The following is a 21284-nucleotide window of genomic DNA, read 5'->3' as shown; positions in this document are numbered from 1 at the left end:
GCGCTTTCTTTACTGGAGGCGCTCCAGTTTCTTCTTCTACGGAAATAAAAGTCATGGTTCGCAAAATCTGGTCCGGAGGGTGTCTCCGGGCCCTGAGCATTCTATTGCCCGCTTCCTCCCTCCTACCAGCCCTTGCGGCACATGCTGCTGATATTCCTCTGGCCATCATTGGCCCGCATGAATACGACCTGCCGGTGGACTTCAAACCGTTCAACGTGCTCGTGCAGTACGGAGATGGGAATGTCGCGGGAAACACTTATGACAGTGGTGGCCGCCGTCAGCCCACTGGGGGAAGCCACACCTGGGCAGGTATGACGAAGTACGTGCACTTCCGCAGCTTCGACGCTCTGCCGCATGTCGGTTTTGCGTTTGAAGTCATTCAGTCGGAGAGCTTCGTTCTGGCTCAGGGCAAGGATTACGGTGGTCTTGGTCCGACAATCGTGGGCCCTGCCGTCTGGTTCAAGCCCAATGCTCACAGCACCTTCGGTATCCAGACCTTCATGCAGACTCCGGTTGGCACACGGGATGCGTTGTCCCCGAGCTACTGGTCAAACCTGTCCAGCTTCATGTTCGATTATGAATGGAAGCATTTCAGCTTCGATGGGGATCTGGGTGCAATTGTAGCATCCACGAAGCACAAGACAGGCGAGCACAGCTATTCGCCAGGGACGGTCTTTCATTCCAATCTGCGTTTCAGTTGGAAAGCGAGCAAGATTGTTGAGCCGTTTTTTGCATTCGACTGGCAGAACACAGCCGGAATGCGGGACAACACGGCCAATAGTTGGGTCAGTGAATCCAGTGGGCGCGAAGTCGCACTGGGTGTGGGCGCCATGGTCAATATTTCCAAGCGCGTCTCATTAACCGGGCGGTATTCTCATTCTGTCGATGGCAGAAACGTGCCTGAGACGAATGCGTATTACATGAAGCTGGTCTATCTCTGGTAATCTTAAAATTCCCTACTCGATTACATCCGCGAGTAGGGAATTCATCATGTATAAAATAAATTAATCGAGAAAATAAGTTATATCTTTGTCTAATATTAGTTTAATTTTATTTTTTATATTTTTGTCTTGTGGGCATAATCTAGACGCTTGAATAAAAGAAAACAAAGCTTCAGATGTTTTGCCGCATTCTTTATATATTTCTCCTAGATCTAACCACCCTAAAAGAGATTTATTATCTATTTTTAATCCCGCAATCGAATATCGTATTGCTTCTGAATGTACACCCAAATCCCACAGTATTCGCGTCATTATTCTGAATGAATTGGAAATTTTTTCATTCATAGAAATTGATTTTTTCGCGTAAAAATAAGCATCTAGATTAAATCCCGCTCGGTGCGCAGATTCTGCCATATTAAAATATAATTTATAGTTTATTGGACGAATAACCTCTATTTTTTTGCATAAATTTAAGGATTCTATATGTTTTCCCATATCTGACATGCATTTTGATATCGAAAATATCAAATCGTTATCTAGAGAAGATATAGAATTTATTACATGATCTTTGTTCAAAAAATCAAAATTTTCACAGTTTCTTACAATTTTTGATAGAATATTATCTGCGAGATACTCTTTTTTTGCTATTGAAAAAATCCTTTCTAAGCAGATTTCAGATACTTTGCTTGAATTCCTCAAATTTGACATTTGAAGATAGTATTGAGGAATATCTCTTCGCTTCTGGGCAAGTTTAAAGAAAGTTTTTGCGGTAGCTATTCCCATTAGGGCGCTAATTGTGAATTCTTCTAAAATTCCGGCTTGCCGCATCCATTCAGCTACTACATGACCAACGCAGAAAAATTTTAGTAAAATCAAGTTTTCTGAATGCAGCCTAGCGACATGTAAATTATCAATTTGGTCAAAAGGGTCATATGCTATGTATACCTTCCGCGCCAATTTTGCTCCATCACGTGCGTCAGAAAAATCTCCAGTCCAGTCTTGCTTCCAAGCTTGCGTGTGTCGTGTATCCCAAGGAATAATGTTGGGGTCTAATGAAGACTGTGGGTTAAAAGCTATTACTGTTGATCCAGGTACGGCTTGGCTAAATGTCAGGGCAGCGTAACCTCCCATTGAGGATCCATAAAATACAACGGTTTCAAATTTCGAGATAAAAGAGTTAAATTCTTTTGATCTAAAAAAAATATGGATACTATTTTTTCGATACCAATCGACTTCTATGGGCTTTATTCCTAATACATTATAATTTTTTTTATTTAAAAATTCTGCGCCCCAAGGTAATCTATTCTCGTCTGGGCGTAATTTTTCAGGTTCATGGGCATTTTCAAATGTTATAACAATATTTTTTGAATTTGTTTCAATGAAATCTAAATAATATCCTTCTATATTCATCCCTCTCGCGGCTAATTTATTTTTATAATTTCTTTTTAAATTAAACATATTTGTCCTTATTTTAGTTTATATTTTAATATAAATATGATTATATTCATATTCGGTTTATGGTGATATTACTTAATTTACCGAAGCTAATAAAAATAGCAATTCATCTATCTTGTATCAACTCCAGATGTTTGCGTCCGGGTTAAGCAGCAGCTTTTGGACGGAACCGGGCTGTCGAGATATCGCATTCGTAAGCGGCTGCGACCGAATGAGGGTCGAGCGCCAGCTCATCGACAGCATCGAGAATGCGTTCGACTTTGGCATCATCCATCAGCACGCTGAAATTCAGGCGTGTCCAGCCGGGCTTCTCGATTTCCTGCCCAGACAGAATGGCCTGACGAATTGCATCCGAGGCCGCTTCGTCAATGTCGAGCAGGCGATGTGCATACGGTCCTGCACAAGCGCATCCGCCACGCACCTGAATGCCGTAGCGGTCCGACAGCATGCGCGTGAAAAGCTGCTGGTGGATGAAGCCACCTGTGCTTTCGTCCCGGACCTGAAAAGAGAAGATAGGTAGCGCTTCAGCTGTGGCGTGACCAAGAATGCGGATATTCGGGTTTTTGCTCCAACGGGCAACAGCGCGGGCGCGAAGCTCCGCATTGCGGTCGCTCATGAAAGTCTGGCCGATGACGTCCTTGACGATAAAGGCCAGTGCCGCGCGGATGTCTCCCACCACGTCTGGTGTTCCACTCTCTTCGAGAGCTGCAAGGCTCGTGGTGTAGTCATGGTTCCAGGGGGAAACGAACCGTACTGTTCCTCCGCCTGGGAGAACCGGGCCGCATCGCGTCACGACGTCATTGCGGACGATCAAGACGCCTGAGGCTGCCGGGCCACCGATAAACTTGTGACAGGACACCGCCACGGCATCTTTTTCGAAAGGCGTGCCGGGCTTCATGTCGATTGGAAGATACGGAGCGGCACCGGCATAATCCCAGATCGCCAGAGCACCGTGCTGTTTCAGAAGTTCCGTTACGGCATCTACATCCGTCATGATGCCGGTGACGTTTGATGCTGCGGAGAAAGAGCCGACTTTCAGGCGGCCTTCGTCGCAGGCGGTCAGTGCATGTTCAAGAATGACAAGATCTGGACCACCATTCTCGGCTTCCGGGATCTCGATGATCTCGGCGCCACTTTCTCGCCAGGGGAGGATATTGGAGTGATGCTCGTACGGGCCAATGAAAATGATCGGGCGATTTCCAGCAGCACAGCGGGCAGGGATTTCCAGCAGATGTACGAGACGGTTCAGGCCTGCCGTCGCGCCGTTGCCCATGAAAATGGTCGTGAAACGATCCTTGGGGGCATGGCAAAGGCGAGCAATCGCATCACGCGCCGCATTCCGCATCCGCGTCATGTATGCCCCGCACAAAGACGCTTCAGTGTGGCTGTTGGCGTAGTAGGGAAGAACTTCGTTCATGACGAATGTTTCGACCTGAACAAGCGCACGGCCTGAAGCGACATAATCTGCATAAAGAAGCGACTGAACACCAAAGGGGCTCATGAACTTCGTGCCGTCTCCAAGGACGCCCTTACGGAGGGCGTCGCGACCACCTGCACGGAGCATTTTCTCAAATTGCTCAAGCGCTGTTGCACTGTTGTCGAGACTGCCGATCGTTTCCATGATGCCCTGTCCTCTTACCTGATCTCGTAAGAGGAAAATATCTCAATGACGGATAGGAAACTGTCTCTTTCTTGTAGACGAAAACCGGTTTTTTGTTGTCATTTACATCATTATGAGCAGAATTATCGATCAAACGGACCGTGCCATCCTTCGCATTCTCCAGAAGCAGGGGACGCCGTCCCAGCGTGAACTGGCCGAACAGGTCGGCCTTTCCCAGAATGCCTGCTGGCGGCGCCTGAACGCTCTGCGGGAAAGTGGGATCATCAGCCACGATACCGTCCGTCTCAATGCTCAGGCGCTTGGCCTGACATTGACGGTCTTTGTGCTGATGAGGACGCGTCATCATTCACACGAATGGTTTGAAACGTTCCGCAAAGTGGTCGTTTCGATCCCAAACATCGTTGATTTTTACCGGATTGCCGGTGAGTATGATTATCTTCTCAAGGTCGTGGCATGCGACATGAACGATTTCGATCGTGTCTATCAGCAGATCATCAGCAAGGTCGAGCTGGATGCCATCACCTCATACATGACCATGGAAACCCTGGCAGATAACAGGGATCTTCCAGTCTGACACAGACCACGGACAAGGACACTTCATGACCCAGACAGATCAACTCGCCCAAAGTCTCCGGACAAGACATGTTGTCATGATTGCCTTGGGCGGGGTGATTGGTGCTGGGTTTTTCATCGGTTGCTCGGCTGCCCTGTCGATGGGGGGGCCGGCCGTCATCGTGTCATACGTTCTGGCGGGACTTCTGGTCTGGCTTGTGAATGGCATGATGCGAGACCTTGCTTCACAGACACCAGGGCGTGCGTCATTTCTCGGACAGATCCGCCATGCTCTTGGGGATCGCTTCGGTTTCGTCGCAGGCTGGACCTACTGGCTGACTTGGGTGACGGTCATTGGCGTTGAAGCCATTGCCGTAACATCCATGCTCACGCCCTACATTCCGGTTCCTTACGCCGTTTTGGAACTTCTCGTTCTGGGCGTGATGACCGCCATTAATCTCCTGTCCGTCAAAGGGTATGGGGAGTTCGAGTACTGGTTTTCAGCCATTAAAGTGGCCGCCATCGTGCTTTTCATCGGAATTGGTATCTGGGCATTTGGTGCACATTCCATTCCCGTGCAGGAAAACCTGTTTGCGCATGGTGGTGTCATGCCCCACGGATTGATGGCACTTCTTGCTGTCATTCCGACAGTGCTGTTCTCAATGGGCGGCAGTGAGATTGCGACGGTGGCCGCGGTTGAGTCCGACAACACGGAAGTGAACATTGCCCGTGCAACACGGACCATCCCTCTTCGTATTGGTGGCTTCTACCTTGTGACCATCTCGATGATTCTGTGCCTGGTGCCCTGGAGTGACATCGTACCCGGTCAGTCACCATTTTTGTTGGTTCTGAACCGGTTTCATGTGCCTTTCGCCGGGTTGGCAATGGGCATTGTCATCCTCGTAGCGGCCCTTTCCAGCCTGAACTCCGGGATTTACGTCACCTCGCGCATCCTGTTCGAACTGGCTGAACAGGGAGATGCTCCCGCGGTCTTTCTGGCGGTTGAGCCTAAAACGCAGCTTCCCCGGCGCGCGCTTCTCGCCAGTGTTGGAAGTGCCATTCTGGTTGCGGTAACGGCCGTTCTGTCGCCGGGCGTCATTTTTGCTGTTCTTGTCAGCCTGACGGGCGGATTTATGCTTTTTAATAACGCCCTGCTTGTTCTGGGACGGTTAAAGCTCATGCCCCAGAAGGCTGCTGGAGCATACGTGGCGCTTGCGCTGATTGCCCTTGCGATCATTGCCATGATGATTCAGGCGGAAACCCGTTCGCAAATCGAAATGGGTGCTTTTGCGATTGTTGTTATTCTGCTGGCGGAGCGGTTTCTGCCACGGGGTAAGAAAATTCAGAACAACACACCTTGAGCTGGCGTACTGGGAACATCTGTCCCCATGTCCTTCAGAATCCAGGCTCGTAACACGGCAAGAATTGCCTCTTGATCTTCGCTGGTTAGAGGCTTTCCTGCGGCAATACCATGCCATTTCGCGAGACATCCCCGGCAGCATGAGCCCGTTGCATGCTGTGCGATGAAAACTGGATGCCCTCGCATTGGCGTCTGCTTTCCGTCCTGTGCTGGCCATGCAGGCGCCAGACGATCCCGGATGAAGGCAGCACCATGTTCCATGACAGCATTCAGGCCGCGACTTTCCAGGTAGAGGCGGGCCTGTTCATCCAGATGAAACCGTGCCCGAAAACTGGACTTTTGAAGTCGGAGGAGAAGATCCTGAGGAGCAGAACCGGTCAAGACGGACCAACCTTCTGAAAATACATAAAAAAATGCTGTGAGGGCTGCTGCACCCTCTGTGAGAACATCTGTTCTTACTCCATATGGTGCGGCATGGACGCTTTTCCGAGACGCACCCGAACTGATTCTTCAGCCAGTGATATGGCTGCCATGCCAGTCCTGTCACCGCTTCAGGTTCAGGATCTGTTCACGGCCCGGCTGGATGAGATTTGTGCCCACTTCGAAGAGTGGGGTTTCCCGCTTGCGGTTGAGGGGCAACTGGGTGACGTCGCGCCTAACGCATACAAGAAATATTATCAGCTGCCCCTGGTCGATCCGCAGCTTGGGACGTCCATTTCGCTGGAAGCGACCAAGCTGGTTCTGGCGGCAGCAGATGTGCGTGCCGGAGATCATGTCCGTGTGACAGGGTGTCTGCGAGCCCGCCATCTGCGGGGACAGGTTGCCCTCCGGTTTGAAGTGCTTACCGTTGAACCACATGATCCCGGCCGTCAGAAAGTGGACCGGGCAGAGCGATCTCTGCTGGATGTTCTGAGAGGATTGAGCTGGCAGTTTCAGCCTTACCCTGACCGCCGGGACGCCAGACTGCTTCTCATTCATTCTGCGTCCTCCAGCGCATTAGTCTCAGAAGACTTCCTTCAGGCGCTGGGGGGCGGCTGGCGTTCAGAGCGTATCCGCGCACTTCCCGTAGCCATGACCGATCCGCACCGTATCGCGGATGCCATAGGCACGTGCCGGGAAGATATTATCGTTCTGATCCGTGGCGGCGGAGATGTTTCCGACTTCACAGTGTTTGAGCATCCGCTGGTGCTGGAGGCGCTCTCCAACTGTGTAGCACATCGTGTTCTGGGTGTTGGGCATACTGCCAATCGGACGTTGGCGGAGCGGCTGGTGGATCATTCCGCAACGACGCCCGCTGATGCGGGCCATTACATTCGCAGAATGAGCGGTCGTGTCTGGCAGCGGCAGGAGGAAGAGCGCGCGCAACAGGAAGAAATTGTCGCGCTGCGGGAGAGTGCAACGTCTATGGCAGCGCTCCCGGCGGGAGCACCATTTGGCGCCCGTTTGCGGAATGGCCTGATCTTGTTGGTCGTCGGAACGCTGGCGGGCCTGATACTGTCACGTATGCTCTGAAAGTCAGAGGAACGTTTGCAATTCTGGTACAGCGTTTCCCAGATCTTTCCGTCCCATTTCAGAGAGCAGAGCTATCACGCGCGCCACATCTCTCAATGCGCAGTGAGGATGGCGAATAAACCACGCGCAGAATCCTTTGAAAGACAGACCTTCCGCTGTGTCGGGGGCTGGAAGGGCCGGCAGATCCAGAGAAATTGCCTCCTCGGTCGGCACGAACTGGAACAGGGTGTCACCAAACCCGCTATCATCCGCAAAAATGAATGTGTCGGCCTCAATCCAGCATATTGTCAGAACAGGCCGCAGAAGAGACTGGTTCCCCAGTTGAACAGGATGCCCATTGAGAGACGAGAACATCAGGATTTCAGGACGGCTATCCTGATAAATGCCGACCAGTTTGTCTGTCGTTTTTATATTCGGATCGCTGGAAAAGCGGGGAGATCCATCTGCTCCCACGACTAGAAAATCGCCTGTCACATCCTGAATGAAACAAGCCCGTGTGCGCGTTGGCAGAGGAGCACTCTGAGGCGTTAGAAGGAGCCGCTCTTCGGCTAAGGGCCGGACACGATGGAAAGAAAACTGCTCATGCTGACCATGGTCCGGCATGGAGCTTCCTGCATCCGGCAGTTCAGGGAGTGCCAGGGAAGGCTCTTGCGTCAGGCTTTGAAGAAGACTTTCCAATCCCCGGTAGGCCTGCGTGTCCATGAGATCGTGCCGGATCATGGAGACGTCAGGCAGTCGTCGTCTTGGGGATAGATCTTCTTCATCCCGGCAGAAATAATGATCTGCAAGATGAGGAGGCATATCTGGATCTCCTGCCCAGACATAATGAAGAATGCGCGCGCCTTTCCATGAGACGGCGACACCAGGGCCGATCCGTTCGACTGGCGTGCCATCCGGATGGACGATGCGTTCACAGGAGAGGTCCGGAGACAGGACGTCTATCGAAGTTGGGAGTTTTTTCGTCCGGACAAGCAGACGGGCCATCCGGTTGTCAGGGAAAGTGACGGCACTCCGATAGGGTGATGCCTGAATGATAGAAGGGGCCGGAACAGGCTTGAGGGGCTTTCCGTAGATGCACCAGTTGATGGCGATGGCGTCAGCGTCTCCCGCTGTCGCCAGCAGGTTCTCCAGCGTTGTCTCCGGGTCGAGAAATTCATCAACGTCCAAAACCAGGAGCCAATCCTGGTCCTGACCCACCAGACGAGCCGCTTCGGCCGTTAAAGTCTTGCGGAGCTCTTCAGGCGAGAGCTCATCGCCGCTGACGAACTCATGGAGTTCAACCGGGCCAATATGTTCTGCTGCGAGTGCAACAGCCTGCGTCTCGTCTGTGGACCCTGCATCGAGAACGAGAATACGCTCGAAACCGAGTGCCAGATGCCACAGCAGCCACTCCTTTAGAAGAGGAGCGGCGTTATGGGTCAGGACGGCACAGGCTGCACTTGGCATAAAGTGATGTTTCCGTGGTGTCTTGTTTTAGCGAACATCCACACGGATCAGCGGACGCTGGACCGATGGATCAGTGAGAGCATGCATCTCGATCTGGATAGGCTGGGCACCGGCCGCGCTGATCCTGTGAGCAACAGGCTCCAGATCTGTTTGTGTCGCCTCTGTCATGGCTTTGGTTTGGGCAGCCGGATCAGACTGAAGCGGGACCAGAAGCCTGACGATAAAGAGGACATTTTCCTTGCGGGCCAACGCTGACTTAACAGCCTGATCTACGACAGGGCCGTATTCGGATTCCGGAGTCCCACCTTCGATTTGCAGGAATGGCGGTTTCGCTTTCGGGGCCGGGGGCGGTGGCGGGATATACGGCTGAGGCGGTTTGCCTGCCTGCGGGTTGAACGTGCGCTGATCAACCAGTTTGCAGCCCGCAAGCAGGGGCGTAGCCAGCAGGATGCAGCCTGCCAGAGAGAGAGCGCGTGGAGCCATGATGCCTCGGGGCGAACGAAAATGTCGGACAAATGCAGCCATATTGCGCGGGACCGTCGCAGGAACGGAGGGTTTCGGCAAGATTAAGCGCATCAAGTTCATGAAAAACTATGCCAACCCCCTGTTGCTTCGCTGTGGCGGTGCTATGGAAGAAGCCCTTTCGTCAGAATAGCGGAGTAGGCAGGCATGGCGGTAAAAATCGCAATCAACGGTTTCGGACGTATCGGACGTCTCGTTCTGCGCGGCATCATTGAGAGCGGTCGTACGGACGTTGAGGTCGTAGCCATCAACGATCTTGGTTCGGTCGAAGCAAACGCACACCTTCTGGCCTATGACAGCGTTCATGGCCGCCTGCCGGGCAAGGTCCGCGCTGAAGGCAATACGCTCATCATTGAAGCAAACGGCCGTACCTACGGTCCGATTACCGTTTCTGCCGAGCGTGATCCGTCCAAGGTTCCATTCGAAGGCATCGATGTTGCCATGGAATGTACGGGTCTCTTCACCACGCGTGAAAAGGCCGCTGCCCTGCTGGAAGCTGGCGCAAAGCGCGTGATCGTCTCCGCTCCTGCAACGGATGTGGATGCCACCATCGTTTTCGGTGTGAACGACGACGTTCTGACGCCGGACATGAAGGTCATTTCCAACGCATCCTGCACCACGAACTGCCTTGCTCCTGTCGCTTACGTTCTGGACGAAGCGTTCGGCATCGAGCGCGGCTACATGGTCACGATTCACTCCTACACCGGTGACCAGCGCACGGTGGACACCCTGCACAAGGACCCCCGTCGTGCCCGCGCTGCGGCTCTGAACATGATCCCGACGTCCACGGGTGCTGCGAAGGCTGTTGGCCTGGTTCTGCCGCACCTGAAGGGCAAGCTGGACGGCACGGCGATTCGCGTTCCGACGCCGAACGTCTCTCTTGTCTCGCTCGACTTCGTGCCGAAGACCGTTCCTGTTTCCGCTGAAGCCGTGAACGAAGCAATCCGCGTTGCGTCCGAAGGCAAGCTCAAGGGCGTTCTGGAGTACAACACGGCGCCGCTGGTCAGCACGGATTTCAACCACTCCCCTGCGTCTTCCACGTTCGATGCAACACAGACGGCACTGGTCGATGGCGGCCAGCTCGTTCGCATCTGTGCCTGGTATGACAATGAGTGGGGTTTCTCCAACCGCATGGCCGACACGGCTGCTGCTTTCGGGAGCCTCTGACCCATGGTTTTCCGCACGCTCGACACCCTGGAGGCACGCGGCAAGCGCGTGCTCGTCCGGGCTGATCTGAACGTGCCGATGCATGACGGCGTCATCACTGACGCCACGCGCATCGAGCGCGTTGCCCCGACCATCAATGAGCTTGCCGGTAAGGGCGCGCGCGTTGTGGTCCTCAGCCATTTCGACCGCCCGAAGGGTAAGGTCGTTCCTGGCATGTCCCTGCGTCCGATTGCTGAAAAGCTTGGGGAAGTTCTGGGCAAACCTGTTGGCTTCGTTCCGGAATGCGTAGGCCCGACTGTTGAAGCCGCTGTTGCGGCTCTCAATGATGGGGAAGTGCTGGTTCTGGAAAACACGCGCTTCCATGCGGGTGAAGAAGCTAACGATCCGGAATTTGCCAAAGCGATTGCCCAGAATGGCGATATTTTCGTCAATGATGCCTTCTCGGCAGCGCATCGCGCCCATGCGTCTACCGAAGGTGTGGCGCATGATCTTCCGTCTTTCGCCGGGCGGTTGATGCAGGCTGAGCTATCGGCTCTGTCGGCTGCACTGGAGAATCCGGAGCGTCCGGTTGGTGCCATCATCGGCGGTTCCAAGATCTCCACGAAGCTGGATCTGATTGGCAATGTCATCGCTAAGGTGGACACACTGTTCATCACGGGTGCCATGGCCAACACGTTCCTGGCGGCAGAAGGCATGAATGTCGGCAAGTCCCTTCAGGAAGCGGACATGCACGAAACAGCTCGCAAGATTGCGCATCTGGCGCAGGAAAAGGGCTGTGAAATCATTCTGCCAGTGGATGCCGTTGTGGCTCGCGAGTTCAAGGCCGGTGCAGAAACCGAAACCTGCCTGATTGGCGAAGTGCCTGCCGACGCCATGATCCTTGATGCTGGTCCGCGCACTGTTGCACTGATCAACGAGCGTCTGGCTACGTTGAAAACGCTTGTCTGGAACGGCCCACTCGGGGCGTTTGAGATCGAGCCGTTTGACCGTGCCACGGTTGAGGTTGCACAGGAAGCTGCTCGCCTGACGCAGGAAGGCAAGCTTCGCACTGTGGCAGGCGGTGGAGACACCGTTTCCGCGCTGCGTCACGCTGGGGTTGCTGGCCAGATGAGCTACGTTTCCACGGCGGGTGGTGCATTTCTGGAATGGCTGGAAGGAAAAATCCTTCCAGGCATCGAGGTGCTTCGCACAACCGGACACCAGCTTGGTCTGGACTGAGTTCTAAAAAAGCGGGGAGGGCAAACTCCCCGCTTTTTTTATGGCCGGCTCACGGGAAGAAAATTTCCTCAATACTGCGGCCGAAAAGCTGTGAGATTGTGAACGCCAACGGCAGGCTCGGGTCGTAACGCCCTTTTTCAATGGCATTGACTGTCTGTCTTGAAACCGCCAGCTCTGCTGCTAGATCGGCCTGGCTCCAGCTTCGTTCTGCCCGAAGTTCCTTGAGGCAGTTGTTCATCGATAGCGCCTTTGAGCGACAAGACCACCGATCCACCAGAGGGTTCCCATGATCGGCCAGACTGCAAAGGCTCTGAGTTTTGGTAATCCGGCACTTTCGGCAAAGCCCCAGCCAAAGGTCAGTAGAGCGGTTCCCAAAAATGACATTGCAATAGCATCCAACTGAATCCGACGTTGTAATTCATCCATTCGCCAGATTGCACGCATGATGACCCATGCTGCTGTCACAGCTCCCACCATGGGTGTGAGTGCCAGTATTATTCTTGTTAAAGGAGCCGGGTGGAGCGCCAGTTGCAGATAATTGGCTCCGAACAGCAGCACAAGATACAGCGCGAGCGCGCTACCGAGTTCGATGAGATATTGACGACCATACAGCATGTCTGAGCCCTCCTTATGTAAAGCAGGCTTTACTTTTTGGGCTAGAATGTCAAGTAAGCTTTACAAAATACTCGTTTCAGACACCTGCGCGGATCACGTTTTGTGACGTCACGAAACTTTCTAATTTTTTCAATTGTAATTTGAGGCTTTGACCCACCACACTGCTTTCAGCTCCCTGTCGTGCTGGAATCCGCCTGATGCGCCTTCTGCCTATGCTGATGAAGTCTTTTCCACTGTTTGCTCTGGCAGTAGGGACATGTAGTGCATTGGCTGCAGAGCCTGTGCAGCCAGTTCCGGCGGCAAAAAAGCCATTCTCAGCGTTTACGCACCCTTTTAACGCCTCGCTGTCCCAGGAAGTATCGGCTGATCCGCGGCAAGGGGCGGCCCTGATGCGCGGTCTGGACCACCACCGGGCAGAAGTCGTGGCTCAGCAAATGACGTCGGGCTTCGGTGCAGCTCCAGTCCCCGATGAGAATATTGAAGGCCCTCAGGATTCAGCGCAGCCTGACGCCTATGTGAAGCCCGATTTCTTTTCCAATAAAGTTGGTGAAATCAACGATGCTGCTGCGGAAAATCATCCTGATCAGCATCGTAAAGGCGGCGGCGCAATGGCGGGCGGCCTAGCTTTGGCCGTGCCTCTCTCCCAGTAACAAGTTACCGATGTCGGTAGATGTAGAGTGAGTTACTTACGCTTGTGAAGCGATATACTGGCGTGTAGTCTGCTTTGATAGCCTTAAAGACCTCACGCCGTGACGCAATATTTTCCCGTAAGGGAGAGGCATCTTCCGTGACGATATATTCAGGTTTTCTGGCAAGAACTCTATCGAGTTCCTGAAGAACATTCATCCCGGTCGCATGGGCTTCAACTGCTGTGTTGAAATGGCCCGGGAAAGGATGGTTGGTCAAAGAGCACCAATAAGGTGTGTCATACAGGGCAGGTGGCCCCTGATAAACAAAAACACAACCCGGTTTTTGCTTGAAGACATCCAACATGGCCTGAAAACTTCGCTGATCGCCGTCGTTTATGCGGTGTCTGTGCAGACTAAGCTGCCCGACAATTGAGACGATGCAAAGAAGACCAATGAGCCATACGCGACCGGCTTTCCAGGTCCAGAGCGATACGCAGGCCAGAGCTAGCGGAGCATAAAGTGGCAAAATGTAATGAGGGTACCATCCCCCAAATGCGATGATCCCTAAGCAGGCGGCTCCGGCCCAGAGTATGAGAAAGACATAATGGGCAGGCCATGATTTCGCTCGTGCGATCAGTATCGTGGCTATCAGCCCCGGCAGGAGAGGAAGGGCCGATTTCAGCATTCGAATTTCTAGGTAGTGCGCTTCTCCGTCTGGAAAATGACCACGCAGGAAAATGGAATCCAGGTTTGCGAAAACCCATGCTCCTGGATGCCCGATCGTGACATAGAAGCAAAAAGCAAGAAATGTAGGAAGAAGGCCGATAAAGGCCAGAAGACCAGTGTCTTTCAAGGAATCGGGGATGGAACGGGAGGCTAGATACTGCCTGACGACATAGTAAATTCCAACGAAAGCCCCTTCAAAGATGACAGTGTATTTTATCTGCATGGCGAGGCCGAACAGAAATACGGCGGAAAGGACTGTTTTTCTTCGAATTTTGCCATCGGGCTGCAGAAGATCATGCAAAACAAGAGCGATGGCGGCTGTTACAAGGAAATTATAGAAAATCGGGGTCTGACCTCCTTCTCCCCGTGAGAGATTGAGGAGGGCTGGATAGAGCAAGGCTGAAAGAAAAGCAGCTGTCGTGGAAGCGATGGTTTTTCCCATGCGAAACAGAAGCCAGGCCGTACCCCAGACGGCAGTCACCGCGCCGAACTGATAGGCGAAAATTCTGTAAGGGCCGAAAAGGTGAAAGAATGCGTAAAGCAGAAATATTCCAACCGGTTTTCTGTCCCAGAACTGAAGGTAGGGAAGATCTCCATGAAGAATTCTACCGCCTCCGAAGAGATAAAATTCCTCGTCGGAATAGATGAGAGGATTTCCGAATGTCTGCGTTCTGCAGAGTATGATAAAAATCAATAAACTTACATTTAATAAAAATTCGTTTCGATTTTTGATCACAGGAAAATTTTCTGGTTATATTTTTATAAGACTTCATTCCATTACAGGTTAATTGTGTATTTTATTGTAATAAATTAGTTATTTCTATTTTTGATTAATCTCACAGAGAGCCGATAGAAACAAAAAAAGCTGCCAGAGACATATCTGGCAGCTTTTCTGAAGAGTATTTTGTCTGTTCAGGCCTGAAGGCCATTCTCCCGACGACGAAGCTCAACTTCGGCCGACATGGCTTTTTGAAGCTTCTCCATGGCGCGTGCTTCAATCTGACGGATCCGCTCACGTGACACGTTGTAGTGGTGAGAAAGATCTTCCAGCGTAGATGGCTCTTCCTTGAGGCGACGCTCGGCCAGAATGTGACGTTCGCGTTCATTCAGGGTCATCATGGCCTGATCGAGAAGAGCTTTACGACCACTGAACTCTTCGGACGCCGCGTAGGTCTGCTCCTGGTTTTCGTTGTCGTCCACCAGCCAGTCCTGCCACTCGCCTTCGCCATCAATACGCAGGGGCGCATTCAGGCTATGGTCCGGGGCGGCGAGACGCTGGTTCATAGACACCACGTCCTGTTCCGGAACGCCGAGCGTGGTGGCAATGGAATTCACCTGCTCTGGCTTCAGATCACCATCATCAATGGCCTGCATCTGCCCTTTCAGGCGACGGAGATTGAAGAACAGCTTTTTCTGCGAAGCTGTCGTACCGATTTTAACCAGTGACCAGCTGTGCAGGATATACTCCTGCATGGCAGCACGGATCCACCACATGGCGTAGGTTGCAAGGCGGAACCCGCGCTCCGGGTCGAAGCGGCGGACAGCCTGCATCATACCGATGTTGCCCTCACTGATGAGTTCATTCACCGGGAGGCCATAGCCGCGATAGCCCATGGCAATCTTGGCCACGAGACGAAGGTGAGACGTCACCAGGCGGTGTGCCGCGCTGGTGTCTTCATTCTTGCGCCATGCACGGGAGAGATCGAGCTCTTCCTGCGGCGTCAGAAGGGGGAATTTGCGGATTTCCTGGAGATAACGGGTCAGGTTGTTTTCAGGACCCACGGAGATGACAACTGGAGATGCCATGGTCTTCGATTCCTTTCGCCCGGGGGTGTGCATGGCTCGATGAGGAGTAGACTCATACGAACTGGCAGAGGCAAAGTTCCTCACACCCAGGTGACGCATTGGGAAGGACTATCACGTCCCCAGCCGCTTACCCCCAGATTGGGCAGTGCACGGTGGTACGATCCGTTCCGGCGGCGCGTCAGCTCGTCGGATAAGCGTGTTTATGACAGGTGGAACCGAAAAGGTCAAGAACTTTCAGAGGTTGAGCCTGTCAGGCGCATTTTCAAGGTCTGGAAGTCTTCAGGAGGCGCAGTTTCGAAAGAAAGTGGCTTTTTTGTCCTGGGATGAATGAAGCCGAGTCGGGCGGCATGGAGAGCCTGGCGTGGGAAATCAAGAGCCGCTTCTTTCGCATCCTGAGGTAAACCGCGGGCTGCGGCCGGAATACGACGCAGATACACGGGGTCTCCGAGCAGAGGGTGTCCTGCCTGTGAGAGATGAACACGAATCTGATGGGTTCGCCCAGTGGCCAGTTTGCATTCGATCAATGAGACGCTTGCATGGATCGGCTCCAGAAGCTTGAAGCGCGTGAGAGCGGTTTTTCCGCCTGACTGAACGACCGCCATGCGCTTGCGATCTTTCTTGTCCCGCCCGATGGCGCCGTCAAATTCGCCGGATGAGGGCAGTAGACCCCAGGCAAGGGCCATGTAAGCACGATCGATGTCGCGCGCAGCGAACGCTTCCGACAGGGCGTTATGAGCCATGGCATTCTTGGCCACGACCATCAGGCCTGATGTGTCCTTATCGAGCCGATGTACGATTCCGGGGCGTTTTTCGCCACCAATGCCTTCAAACCCTTCGCCGCAATGTCCGAGAAGGGCATTGACCAGAGTGCCGGTTTCGTTGCCGGGCGCAGGATGGGTTACGAGACCGGCCTGCTTATCCAGAACGATCAGGTCCCGGTCTTCATATAAGATCGTCAGGGGCAGATTTTCCGCCAGGGGACGAGCCGGAAGTGGGGTAGGGAACGAAAGCACAAGCTCCATCCCGTCACGGAGTGTATCGGCGGGCTCATTGACGATCTGGCCGTTGCGGGTCAGATGACCCTCTTCGATCAGGGTCTTGACCCGGGAGCGGGAAATCGTGCCGATGGCGTCAGCAAGGGCGCGATCAACGCGTTGGCCGGCCAGGCTGGCATCAACAACAAGACGGAACGGGGTTTCAGGATCTGACATGAATCAGGGTTTAGCCGAGGATCAAGCGGGCAGCGAGTCAGGTACACCGAAAGCGTTGCTCGGCGCCGTCATTATCATGGGAGTTATGATCGTCGCCGGGGTGGCGGTCATGATTGGTGTGATCGCCCATCGCGTTATGCATCCGCATCATGATGTCAGTATTTCTGCGCCGCCATCCGGGTCTTCGACGCGCCTTGCGTTGCCCTTGGGAGAGGGGGAACATATTACGGCGGTAACTGCACGGCCGGACGGCATGATGGCTGTAACATTAGGGCGTCCGGGCGCTGAACGAGTTCTCTTGTGGAGCCCTGAGGCAGGTCGCGTCATGGCAGAACTCGATTTCGGAGTGCCTCCAAGCGCCCCGTAAGGTCTCTCGCCTGAACATTCCAGTTCCTGATGCGTTGTTACTGACAAGATCATATCAGGACAGACATCATGGGACGCATTATTGACGCCGCTCTGGCTGCTGGAACGGTTTTCGGAGCGCAATATCTCGGCCGGGAGATCAGCCCGGCCGAAGATGGCTCAACCCGGCGCTGGTATCACCATCTGAACAAGCCAGATTTCTCGCCGCCAGCCCCTGTGTATGCCGTGGTCTGGACCCTTCTGGACGGCCTGCTGGCATGGTCGGGGTATCGTCTTCTGCGAGCTGAACGTTCCTGCGCACGGACCGCAGCACTTTGGCTCTGGGCTGTCTGTGTTGCTGGTGTAGCAGGCTTTCCGTTCGCAGTTTTCCGTAAGCGGCGTCTGGATGCAGGATTGGCGATCTGCATTGGTCTGGTCGTGACGTCAGGCGCGTCGATCTGGACGGCAAAAAAAGCTGATCCGTCCGCCGCTAAGCTGCAGATCCCGTTTTTCGTGTGGCTGACGTTCGCGGTGTTTGTTCAGGAAGAAGTCTGGCGCCGCAACTGAGTGGCGTCTGCCCCGCCGAGGATTGATTGCATCAGCCCGGGAAAGCGTTCTTCAAGTTCCTGAAGGCGGAGGGAGTTATGGTGCTGCACGCCTTCAATTCGGGTGTGCAGAACACCGCTTTCTCTCAAAACCTGAAAATGATGGGACATGCTGGACTTTGGGCGCGCCCCGATCAGGGCGGCACAATTTGCCTCGCCCAGAACATATAGACGCTGAACAATGTCCAGACGCACGGGATCAGCCAGAGCCCTGAGGACCGTAATCAGATCGAGCTTTTTCAGATCGGGCGAGTCATGGCACGGCATACGGCGTCTTATCCCTTCCTTGAAGAATTGACGCAACACTTCTATAGTTCGATCGTTATCGAACTATAGAAGTTTCGATCAGGGAGTACCCTTTCATGCCCGATCTTTTTGATCCCATTGAACTTGGTGGATTTTCGGCAAAAAACCGCATCTTCATGTCTCCCCTCACGAGAGCGCGTGCGGGCCGGGACGCTGTTCCGACAGCGATCATGGCAAAGTATTACGCGCAGAGAGCGGAAGCCGGCCTCATCATCACAGAGGCAACAGGCATCTCCCGCGAAGGTCTGGGCTGGCCCTACGCGCCGGGCATCTGGTCAGACGAGCAGGTTGAGGCGTGGAAGCCTATCACGAAGGCTGTCCATGACAGGGGTGGGCGGATTGTCTGCCAGCTCTGGCATATGGGCAGGATGGTACATTCATCCGTTACCGGCCTGCAGCCGGTCGCACCTTCACCCACCACGGCGCCCGGTCAGTCTCACACCTATGATGGCAAGCAGCCTTATGAAGAGGCGCGCGCGCTGCGACTGGACGAAATTCCTCGTATTCTGGCGGAATATGAGCGTGCATCTCAAAATGCGATCAAGGCCGGCTTTGATGGCATTCAGCTTCACGCGGCCAATGGCTATCTGATTGACGAATTCCTGAAAGATGGAACCAACCATCGGACAGATGAGTATGGCGGATCGCCTGAGAATAGAATCCGGCTTCTCTCCCAGGTAACGGAACGGATCATCTCGACCATTGGTGGAGAGAGAACGGGGGTCAGGCTTTCTCCGAACGGAGACACGCAGGGATGCCTTGATTCCGCACCGGAAACCGTCTTCGTGCCAGCGGCGGCCGAACTGGAGCGTCTGGGTGTGGCGTGGCTTGAACTGCGTGAACCTGGACCGAACGGAACGTTCGGCAGGACGGATCAACCGCCGGTTTCTCCGCAAATTCGGAAGGTGTTCCGACGTCCACTGGTGTTGAACCAGGATTACACGTTTGAAAGCGCTCAGGATGCTGTCCGTGAGGGGCGGGCCGATGCCATTGCCTTTGGACGCAAATTTATTTCAAACCCGGACCTGCCGACGCGCTTTGCACAAGGTCTGCCGCTTCAGGCCGATGATATGGCGACGTGGTACAGCCGCGGGGAGCATGGATATACGGATTACTCATTCGCTGAGTAATCCTGAAAAGCCGGGACGATGTGTCGTCCCGGCTATCTTAGCGAAAATGGATGATGTCTTAGGCGAAGAGCGATTCAGCGTGCTGCTGGTCCTGATCTTCCAGCAGATACGGTCCTCCTGCCAGGACTTCGATAGCCAGCATCCCAAGGCTATTGGCTGAGCGTTCTCCCAATGGAAGAACAGCATTACCATTCGTCCAGCGAATGTTGCCCTCTTCAACAGGATACCAACCTGCAAGATCGCTTTCGGACTCCTTGGCAGAGAGGCAAATTGATTTGCCGGAGTCATAGAAGGTGACATCGCCAACGCAAACGCCGAGTTGTCGCCGATCGTCAACGAATGGACCAACGGTATCGCAAGGGCGGCTGGAGCGTGAAACCAGTCGTACCGATGTGACGGCAGAAGGGATCATGAACAGAACACGCCCACCCGTGATGCGGGTTTGATGAATGAGCAGGCCAGTGTCCGAAACGAGATGAAAATCTGAATTCATCGTCATGGCAACAGGTGGTGTTTGACCTGGAATGCGAAGCTGTTTTGCGCGCTGTAGAATTCTCTCAAAGAGCGGCTGCACGAAACCGCGTGCCACCGTTAGAGAGGCTGCTGCATCGTTAACCCAGTTTTTGGGTTGATCCGATTTTGTCCGGCCTGAAATAACAGTCACGTTTCCATTCTGGCGGAAATGATGGCGATTTCCGGTGTCCAGATAACTTTCAGTCAGCATGCCATCAGCCATGATGACTGAGTGGTCTTCTGTCTCTATGTGGAAATAGGTGTAGCTGGTGATGCTGCGGTCGTAGAAAATGGATCGTCCGTTGACCAGCATGCGGGCAGGTACAAAGTTACCGTTAAAGAACAGGCAGTGCTCTGGCGTTATGAGAAGATCCTTGTAGGGAACACCTTCTGCAATGGCATCTTTCAGAATACGGACAGGATATCCTGCTTGATCGTCTGGAAGATCGGCTTTCGTATTAACGTGAGTATGACCCGCCCAGATAACTTTAACGGTTTTTTGTGATTGACCGTTATAGGCCAATACGACATCGCCAACGTCAATATCCTGGACGGCCTTGTCACCAGATGGAGTTGCAATCATGGAATCTGCAAGGAAGCAGACACCGACATAAGTATTTCCGCTATCGTAGGTAACAGAAAGTGGATTATTTTCGGTGGAATTAACGGAATTATATGTGCCGTTAGCAAGAGTGACGCCTGATGCTAAGGAAACACTATATTCAGCGACTTCTGTTCCATCGCTTCCATATAATGTTATAGTTTTTGTTGAATCTCCGGATATTGTATATTTTGTTATGGCAGCTACGGTGTTCTGAAGCTCAATTGTGTCTTTGGATGGGTCGTAGTTCTGGATTGTTGTCGCTGCCAGCGATCCTGAGGCCAGCAGGCTAATAGCCGTTTTGCCACCGTTTAAAATAAGCGTTCCGCCGCCAGTTCCAAATGAGACGGTCGATCCTTCCAAAGCACTCGCCAGTGCGGCCCCAGTATTGAATGTACCGCCATACTCAATATTGACAGTGGAGCCATTCAAAGCGCCAACGAGTGCGCTTCCGCTGCTTCCAGTAAGTGTGGCGGTACCGCCAGCAACGTTAATGGTTGATCCCGTGACGAGATTGGCCAAGCCGGATATGGATGTTGTGCCGCCAATGTAATAAGTATTTGCTGTCGCGGCACCCACGCCAATAATGAAATCGCCCGTTGCTCCCGGTACGCTGACGTATGTTCCGACACTGAGAAGATTTAAGAGAACACTGGAATCTGATGAGCCAGTAATGACATCGCCCGACGCGAGAAGCTGGACAACTCCAAAAACGTTTACGCCGCGGTTAATATTAGTTGCATCCAGTAATTCGGTGCCGTCTGGCGCTGTAATGGTAACATCGTATGAACTATATACAAGTGGAAGTATGGAAGTATTTGTAACTGTATAAGTTACCCCAGACGTAGTTGTATAAGTTTGAGCGCTGGCCATGTTTCTTCTCCTGCTTGTTTCATGATTTCCATGAGCAAACATTAGCTGCCGACATAATAGTCGTCGCTTTCGATACATGCGTAAGCTAGCAGTTAGAAATTTATTAATGCAAACCTTAATGTGATGAAAT

The 21284-nt window shown here is 53.1% G+C and carries 22 protein-coding genes; 10 read left to right on the top strand and 12 right to left on the bottom strand.

The features are described 5' to 3' along the window. The first annotated feature begins 53 nt into the window (after positions 1-53). Positions 54-944, top strand: a complete 891-nt coding sequence (locus R5H23_RS13205; RefSeq protein ID WP_086633956.1) for a transporter — start codon at positions 54-56, stop codon at positions 942-944. A gap of 60 nt (positions 945-1004) precedes the next feature. Here the strand turns inward: R5H23_RS13205 and R5H23_RS13200 are convergent, their stop codons facing one another. Beyond that, positions 1005-2399: a hypothetical protein gene (locus R5H23_RS13200; protein WP_317215717.1), complete on the bottom strand. Its 1395-nt coding sequence runs from the start codon at positions 2397-2399 to the stop codon at positions 1005-1007. 142 nt (positions 2400-2541) lie between these two features. Further along, on the bottom strand, positions 2542-4017 hold the full coding sequence (locus R5H23_RS13195) for an aminotransferase class V-fold PLP-dependent enzyme (RefSeq protein ID WP_317215716.1): 1476 nt from the start codon (positions 4015-4017) through the stop codon (positions 2542-2544). 112 nt (positions 4018-4129) lie between these two features. On the opposite strand from R5H23_RS13195, the gene R5H23_RS13190 reads away from it, so the two are divergent. Then, positions 4130-4591: an Lrp/AsnC family transcriptional regulator gene (locus tag R5H23_RS13190; protein WP_046900845.1), complete on the top strand. Its 462-nt coding sequence runs from the start codon at positions 4130-4132 to the stop codon at positions 4589-4591. A gap of 25 nt (positions 4592-4616) precedes the next feature. Continuing rightward, positions 4617-5930, top strand: coding sequence for an amino acid permease (locus tag R5H23_RS13185; RefSeq protein ID WP_211512319.1), 1314 nt, complete (start codon positions 4617-4619; stop codon positions 5928-5930). On the opposite strand, the gene R5H23_RS13180 is transcribed toward R5H23_RS13185, so the two are convergent. Continuing rightward, on the bottom strand, positions 5912-6310 hold the full coding sequence (locus R5H23_RS13180) for a DUF4186 domain-containing protein (protein ID WP_211506872.1): 399 nt from the start codon (positions 6308-6310) through the stop codon (positions 5912-5914). The genes R5H23_RS13185 and R5H23_RS13180 overlap by 19 nt on opposite strands. Positions 6311-6403: 93 nt before the next feature. Between R5H23_RS13180 and R5H23_RS13175 the strand changes: the two genes are divergently transcribed. After that, positions 6404-7441 carry an exodeoxyribonuclease VII large subunit gene (locus R5H23_RS13175; protein ID WP_317215713.1) on the top strand — a complete coding sequence of 346 codons (1038 nt, stop codon included), beginning with the start codon at positions 6404-6406 and terminating at the stop codon, positions 7439-7441. Between the two features lie 3 nt (positions 7442-7444). On the opposite strand, the gene R5H23_RS13170 is transcribed toward R5H23_RS13175, so the two are convergent. Beyond that, positions 7445-8887 carry a glycosyltransferase family 2 protein gene (locus R5H23_RS13170; RefSeq protein ID WP_317215711.1) on the bottom strand — a complete coding sequence of 481 codons (1443 nt, stop codon included), beginning with the start codon at positions 8885-8887 and terminating at the stop codon, positions 7445-7447. Between the two features lie 27 nt (positions 8888-8914). After that, positions 8915-9370 carry a hypothetical protein gene (locus R5H23_RS13165; protein ID WP_244974468.1) on the bottom strand — a complete coding sequence of 152 codons (456 nt, stop codon included), beginning with the start codon at positions 9368-9370 and terminating at the stop codon, positions 8915-8917. Positions 9371-9556: 186 nt separating this feature from the next. Between R5H23_RS13165 and gap the strand changes: the two genes are divergently transcribed. After that, the gene (gene gap / locus R5H23_RS13160) at positions 9557-10576 is read left to right on the top strand and encodes a type I glyceraldehyde-3-phosphate dehydrogenase (protein WP_317215710.1); all 1020 of its coding nucleotides are present in this window, start codon (positions 9557-9559) and stop codon (positions 10574-10576) included. A gap of 3 nt (positions 10577-10579) precedes the next feature. Next, the gene (locus tag R5H23_RS13155) at positions 10580-11794 is read left to right on the top strand and encodes a phosphoglycerate kinase (protein WP_046900852.1); all 1215 of its coding nucleotides are present in this window, start codon (positions 10580-10582) and stop codon (positions 11792-11794) included. A 49-nt stretch (positions 11795-11843) separates the two neighbouring features. Here R5H23_RS13155 and R5H23_RS13150 read toward each other — a convergent pair whose 3' ends face one another. Together R5H23_RS13150 and R5H23_RS13145 are read right to left on the bottom strand one after the other, a co-directional pair. After that, on the bottom strand, positions 11844-12032 hold the full coding sequence (locus R5H23_RS13150) for a helix-turn-helix transcriptional regulator (protein ID WP_046900853.1): 189 nt from the start codon (positions 12030-12032) through the stop codon (positions 11844-11846). Next, entirely contained in the window at positions 12029-12409 is a 381-nt protein-coding gene (locus tag R5H23_RS13145; protein ID WP_317215709.1) for a hypothetical protein, read from the bottom strand. Before R5H23_RS13145 ends, R5H23_RS13150 begins: the two co-directional genes overlap by 4 nt. 197 nt (positions 12410-12606) lie before the next feature. Here R5H23_RS13145 and R5H23_RS13140 point away from each other — a divergent pair, with 197 nt between their 5' ends. Beyond that, positions 12607-13059 carry a hypothetical protein gene (locus R5H23_RS13140; RefSeq protein ID WP_317215708.1) on the top strand — a complete coding sequence of 151 codons (453 nt, stop codon included), beginning with the start codon at positions 12607-12609 and terminating at the stop codon, positions 13057-13059. Positions 13060-13063: 4 nt separating this feature from the next. Here the strand turns inward: R5H23_RS13140 and R5H23_RS13135 are convergent, their stop codons facing one another. The 3 genes from R5H23_RS13135 to R5H23_RS13125 all read right to left on the bottom strand — a co-directional run bounded on the left by R5H23_RS13135 (position 13064) and on the right by R5H23_RS13125 (position 16781). Then, on the bottom strand, positions 13064-14500 hold the full coding sequence (locus R5H23_RS13135; protein WP_317215707.1) for a glycosyltransferase family 39 protein: 1437 nt from the start codon (positions 14498-14500) through the stop codon (positions 13064-13066). Positions 14501-14676: 176 nt separating this feature from the next. After that, entirely contained in the window at positions 14677-15570 is an 894-nt protein-coding gene (gene rpoH, locus R5H23_RS13130) for an RNA polymerase sigma factor RpoH (protein ID WP_317215706.1), read from the bottom strand. Between the two features lie 224 nt (positions 15571-15794). After that, the gene (locus R5H23_RS13125) at positions 15795-16781 is read right to left on the bottom strand and encodes an RluA family pseudouridine synthase (RefSeq protein WP_046900858.1); all 987 of its coding nucleotides are present in this window, start codon (positions 16779-16781) and stop codon (positions 15795-15797) included. On the opposite strand from R5H23_RS13125, the gene R5H23_RS13120 reads away from it, so the two are divergent. Next, on the top strand, positions 16780-17148 hold the full coding sequence (locus tag R5H23_RS13120) for a DUF6476 family protein (protein ID WP_174694841.1): 369 nt from the start codon (positions 16780-16782) through the stop codon (positions 17146-17148). The two genes, R5H23_RS13125 and R5H23_RS13120, sit on opposite strands and share 2 nt — an antisense overlap. 68 nt (positions 17149-17216) lie before the next feature. Further along, positions 17217-17693: a TspO/MBR family protein gene (locus R5H23_RS13115; RefSeq protein ID WP_317215705.1), complete on the top strand. Its 477-nt coding sequence runs from the start codon at positions 17217-17219 to the stop codon at positions 17691-17693. Here the strand turns inward: R5H23_RS13115 and R5H23_RS13110 are convergent. Then, complete coding sequence (locus R5H23_RS13110; protein WP_046900860.1) at positions 17666-17998, bottom strand: helix-turn-helix transcriptional regulator; 333 nt, start codon at positions 17996-17998, stop codon at positions 17666-17668. The genes R5H23_RS13115 and R5H23_RS13110 overlap by 28 nt on opposite strands. Before the next feature lie 95 nt (positions 17999-18093). Between R5H23_RS13110 and R5H23_RS13105 the strand changes: the two genes are divergently transcribed. Then, entirely contained in the window at positions 18094-19167 is a 1074-nt protein-coding gene (locus R5H23_RS13105) for an alkene reductase (protein ID WP_317215704.1), read from the top strand. Positions 19168-19225: 58 nt separating this feature from the next. On the opposite strand, the gene R5H23_RS13100 is transcribed toward R5H23_RS13105, so the two are convergent. Beyond that, the gene (locus R5H23_RS13100) at positions 19226-21154 is read right to left on the bottom strand and encodes a Hint domain-containing protein (protein ID WP_317215703.1); all 1929 of its coding nucleotides are present in this window, start codon (positions 21152-21154) and stop codon (positions 19226-19228) included. Positions 21155-21284: the final 130 nt, after the last annotated feature.

It is taken from the genome of Gluconobacter sp. GP1, assembly GCF_032913585.1.
Taxonomy (GTDB): Bacteria; Pseudomonadota; Alphaproteobacteria; order Acetobacterales; family Acetobacteraceae; genus Gluconobacter; species Gluconobacter cerinus.
Note: the sequence above shows the minus strand (reverse complement) of the source record. Positions and strands in the feature narration are given on the sequence as shown.

Coding starts and splice junctions, on each gene's coding strand:
- R5H23_RS13205 (WP_086633956.1), top strand. CDS start 54: ATGGTTCGCAAAATCTGGTCCGGAGGGTGTCTCCGGGCCCTGAGCATT.
- R5H23_RS13200 (WP_317215717.1), bottom strand. CDS start 2,399: ATGTTTAATTTAAAAAGAAATTATAAAAATAAATTAGCCGCGAGAGGG.
- R5H23_RS13195 (WP_317215716.1), bottom strand. CDS start 4,017: ATGGAAACGATCGGCAGTCTCGACAACAGTGCAACAGCGCTTGAGCAA.
- R5H23_RS13190 (WP_046900845.1), top strand. CDS start 4,130: ATGAGCAGAATTATCGATCAAACGGACCGTGCCATCCTTCGCATTCTC.
- R5H23_RS13185 (WP_211512319.1), top strand. CDS start 4,617: ATGACCCAGACAGATCAACTCGCCCAAAGTCTCCGGACAAGACATGTT.
- R5H23_RS13175 (WP_317215713.1), top strand. CDS start 6,404: ATGGACGCTTTTCCGAGACGCACCCGAACTGATTCTTCAGCCAGTGAT.
- R5H23_RS13170 (WP_317215711.1), bottom strand. CDS start 8,887: ATGCCAAGTGCAGCCTGTGCCGTCCTGACCCATAACGCCGCTCCTCTT.
- R5H23_RS13165 (WP_244974468.1), bottom strand. CDS start 9,370: ATGGCTCCACGCGCTCTCTCTCTGGCAGGCTGCATCCTGCTGGCTACG.
- gap (WP_317215710.1), top strand. CDS start 9,557: ATGGCGGTAAAAATCGCAATCAACGGTTTCGGACGTATCGGACGTCTC.
- R5H23_RS13155 (WP_046900852.1), top strand. CDS start 10,580: ATGGTTTTCCGCACGCTCGACACCCTGGAGGCACGCGGCAAGCGCGTG.
- R5H23_RS13150 (WP_046900853.1), bottom strand. CDS start 12,032: ATGAACAACTGCCTCAAGGAACTTCGGGCAGAACGAAGCTGGAGCCAG.
- R5H23_RS13145 (WP_317215709.1), bottom strand. CDS start 12,409: ATGCTGTATGGTCGTCAATATCTCATCGAACTCGGTAGCGCGCTCGCG.
- R5H23_RS13140 (WP_317215708.1), top strand. CDS start 12,607: ATGCGCCTTCTGCCTATGCTGATGAAGTCTTTTCCACTGTTTGCTCTG.
- rpoH (WP_317215706.1), bottom strand. CDS start 15,570: ATGGCATCTCCAGTTGTCATCTCCGTGGGTCCTGAAAACAACCTGACC.
- R5H23_RS13120 (WP_174694841.1), top strand. CDS start 16,780: ATGAATCAGGGTTTAGCCGAGGATCAAGCGGGCAGCGAGTCAGGTACA.
- R5H23_RS13125 (WP_046900858.1), bottom strand. CDS start 16,781: ATGTCAGATCCTGAAACCCCGTTCCGTCTTGTTGTTGATGCCAGCCTG.
- R5H23_RS13115 (WP_317215705.1), top strand. CDS start 17,217: ATGGGACGCATTATTGACGCCGCTCTGGCTGCTGGAACGGTTTTCGGA.
- R5H23_RS13110 (WP_046900860.1), bottom strand. CDS start 17,998: ATGCCGTGCCATGACTCGCCCGATCTGAAAAAGCTCGATCTGATTACG.
- R5H23_RS13105 (WP_317215704.1), top strand. CDS start 18,094: ATGCCCGATCTTTTTGATCCCATTGAACTTGGTGGATTTTCGGCAAAA.
- R5H23_RS13100 (WP_317215703.1), bottom strand. CDS start 21,154: ATGGCCAGCGCTCAAACTTATACAACTACGTCTGGGGTAACTTATACA.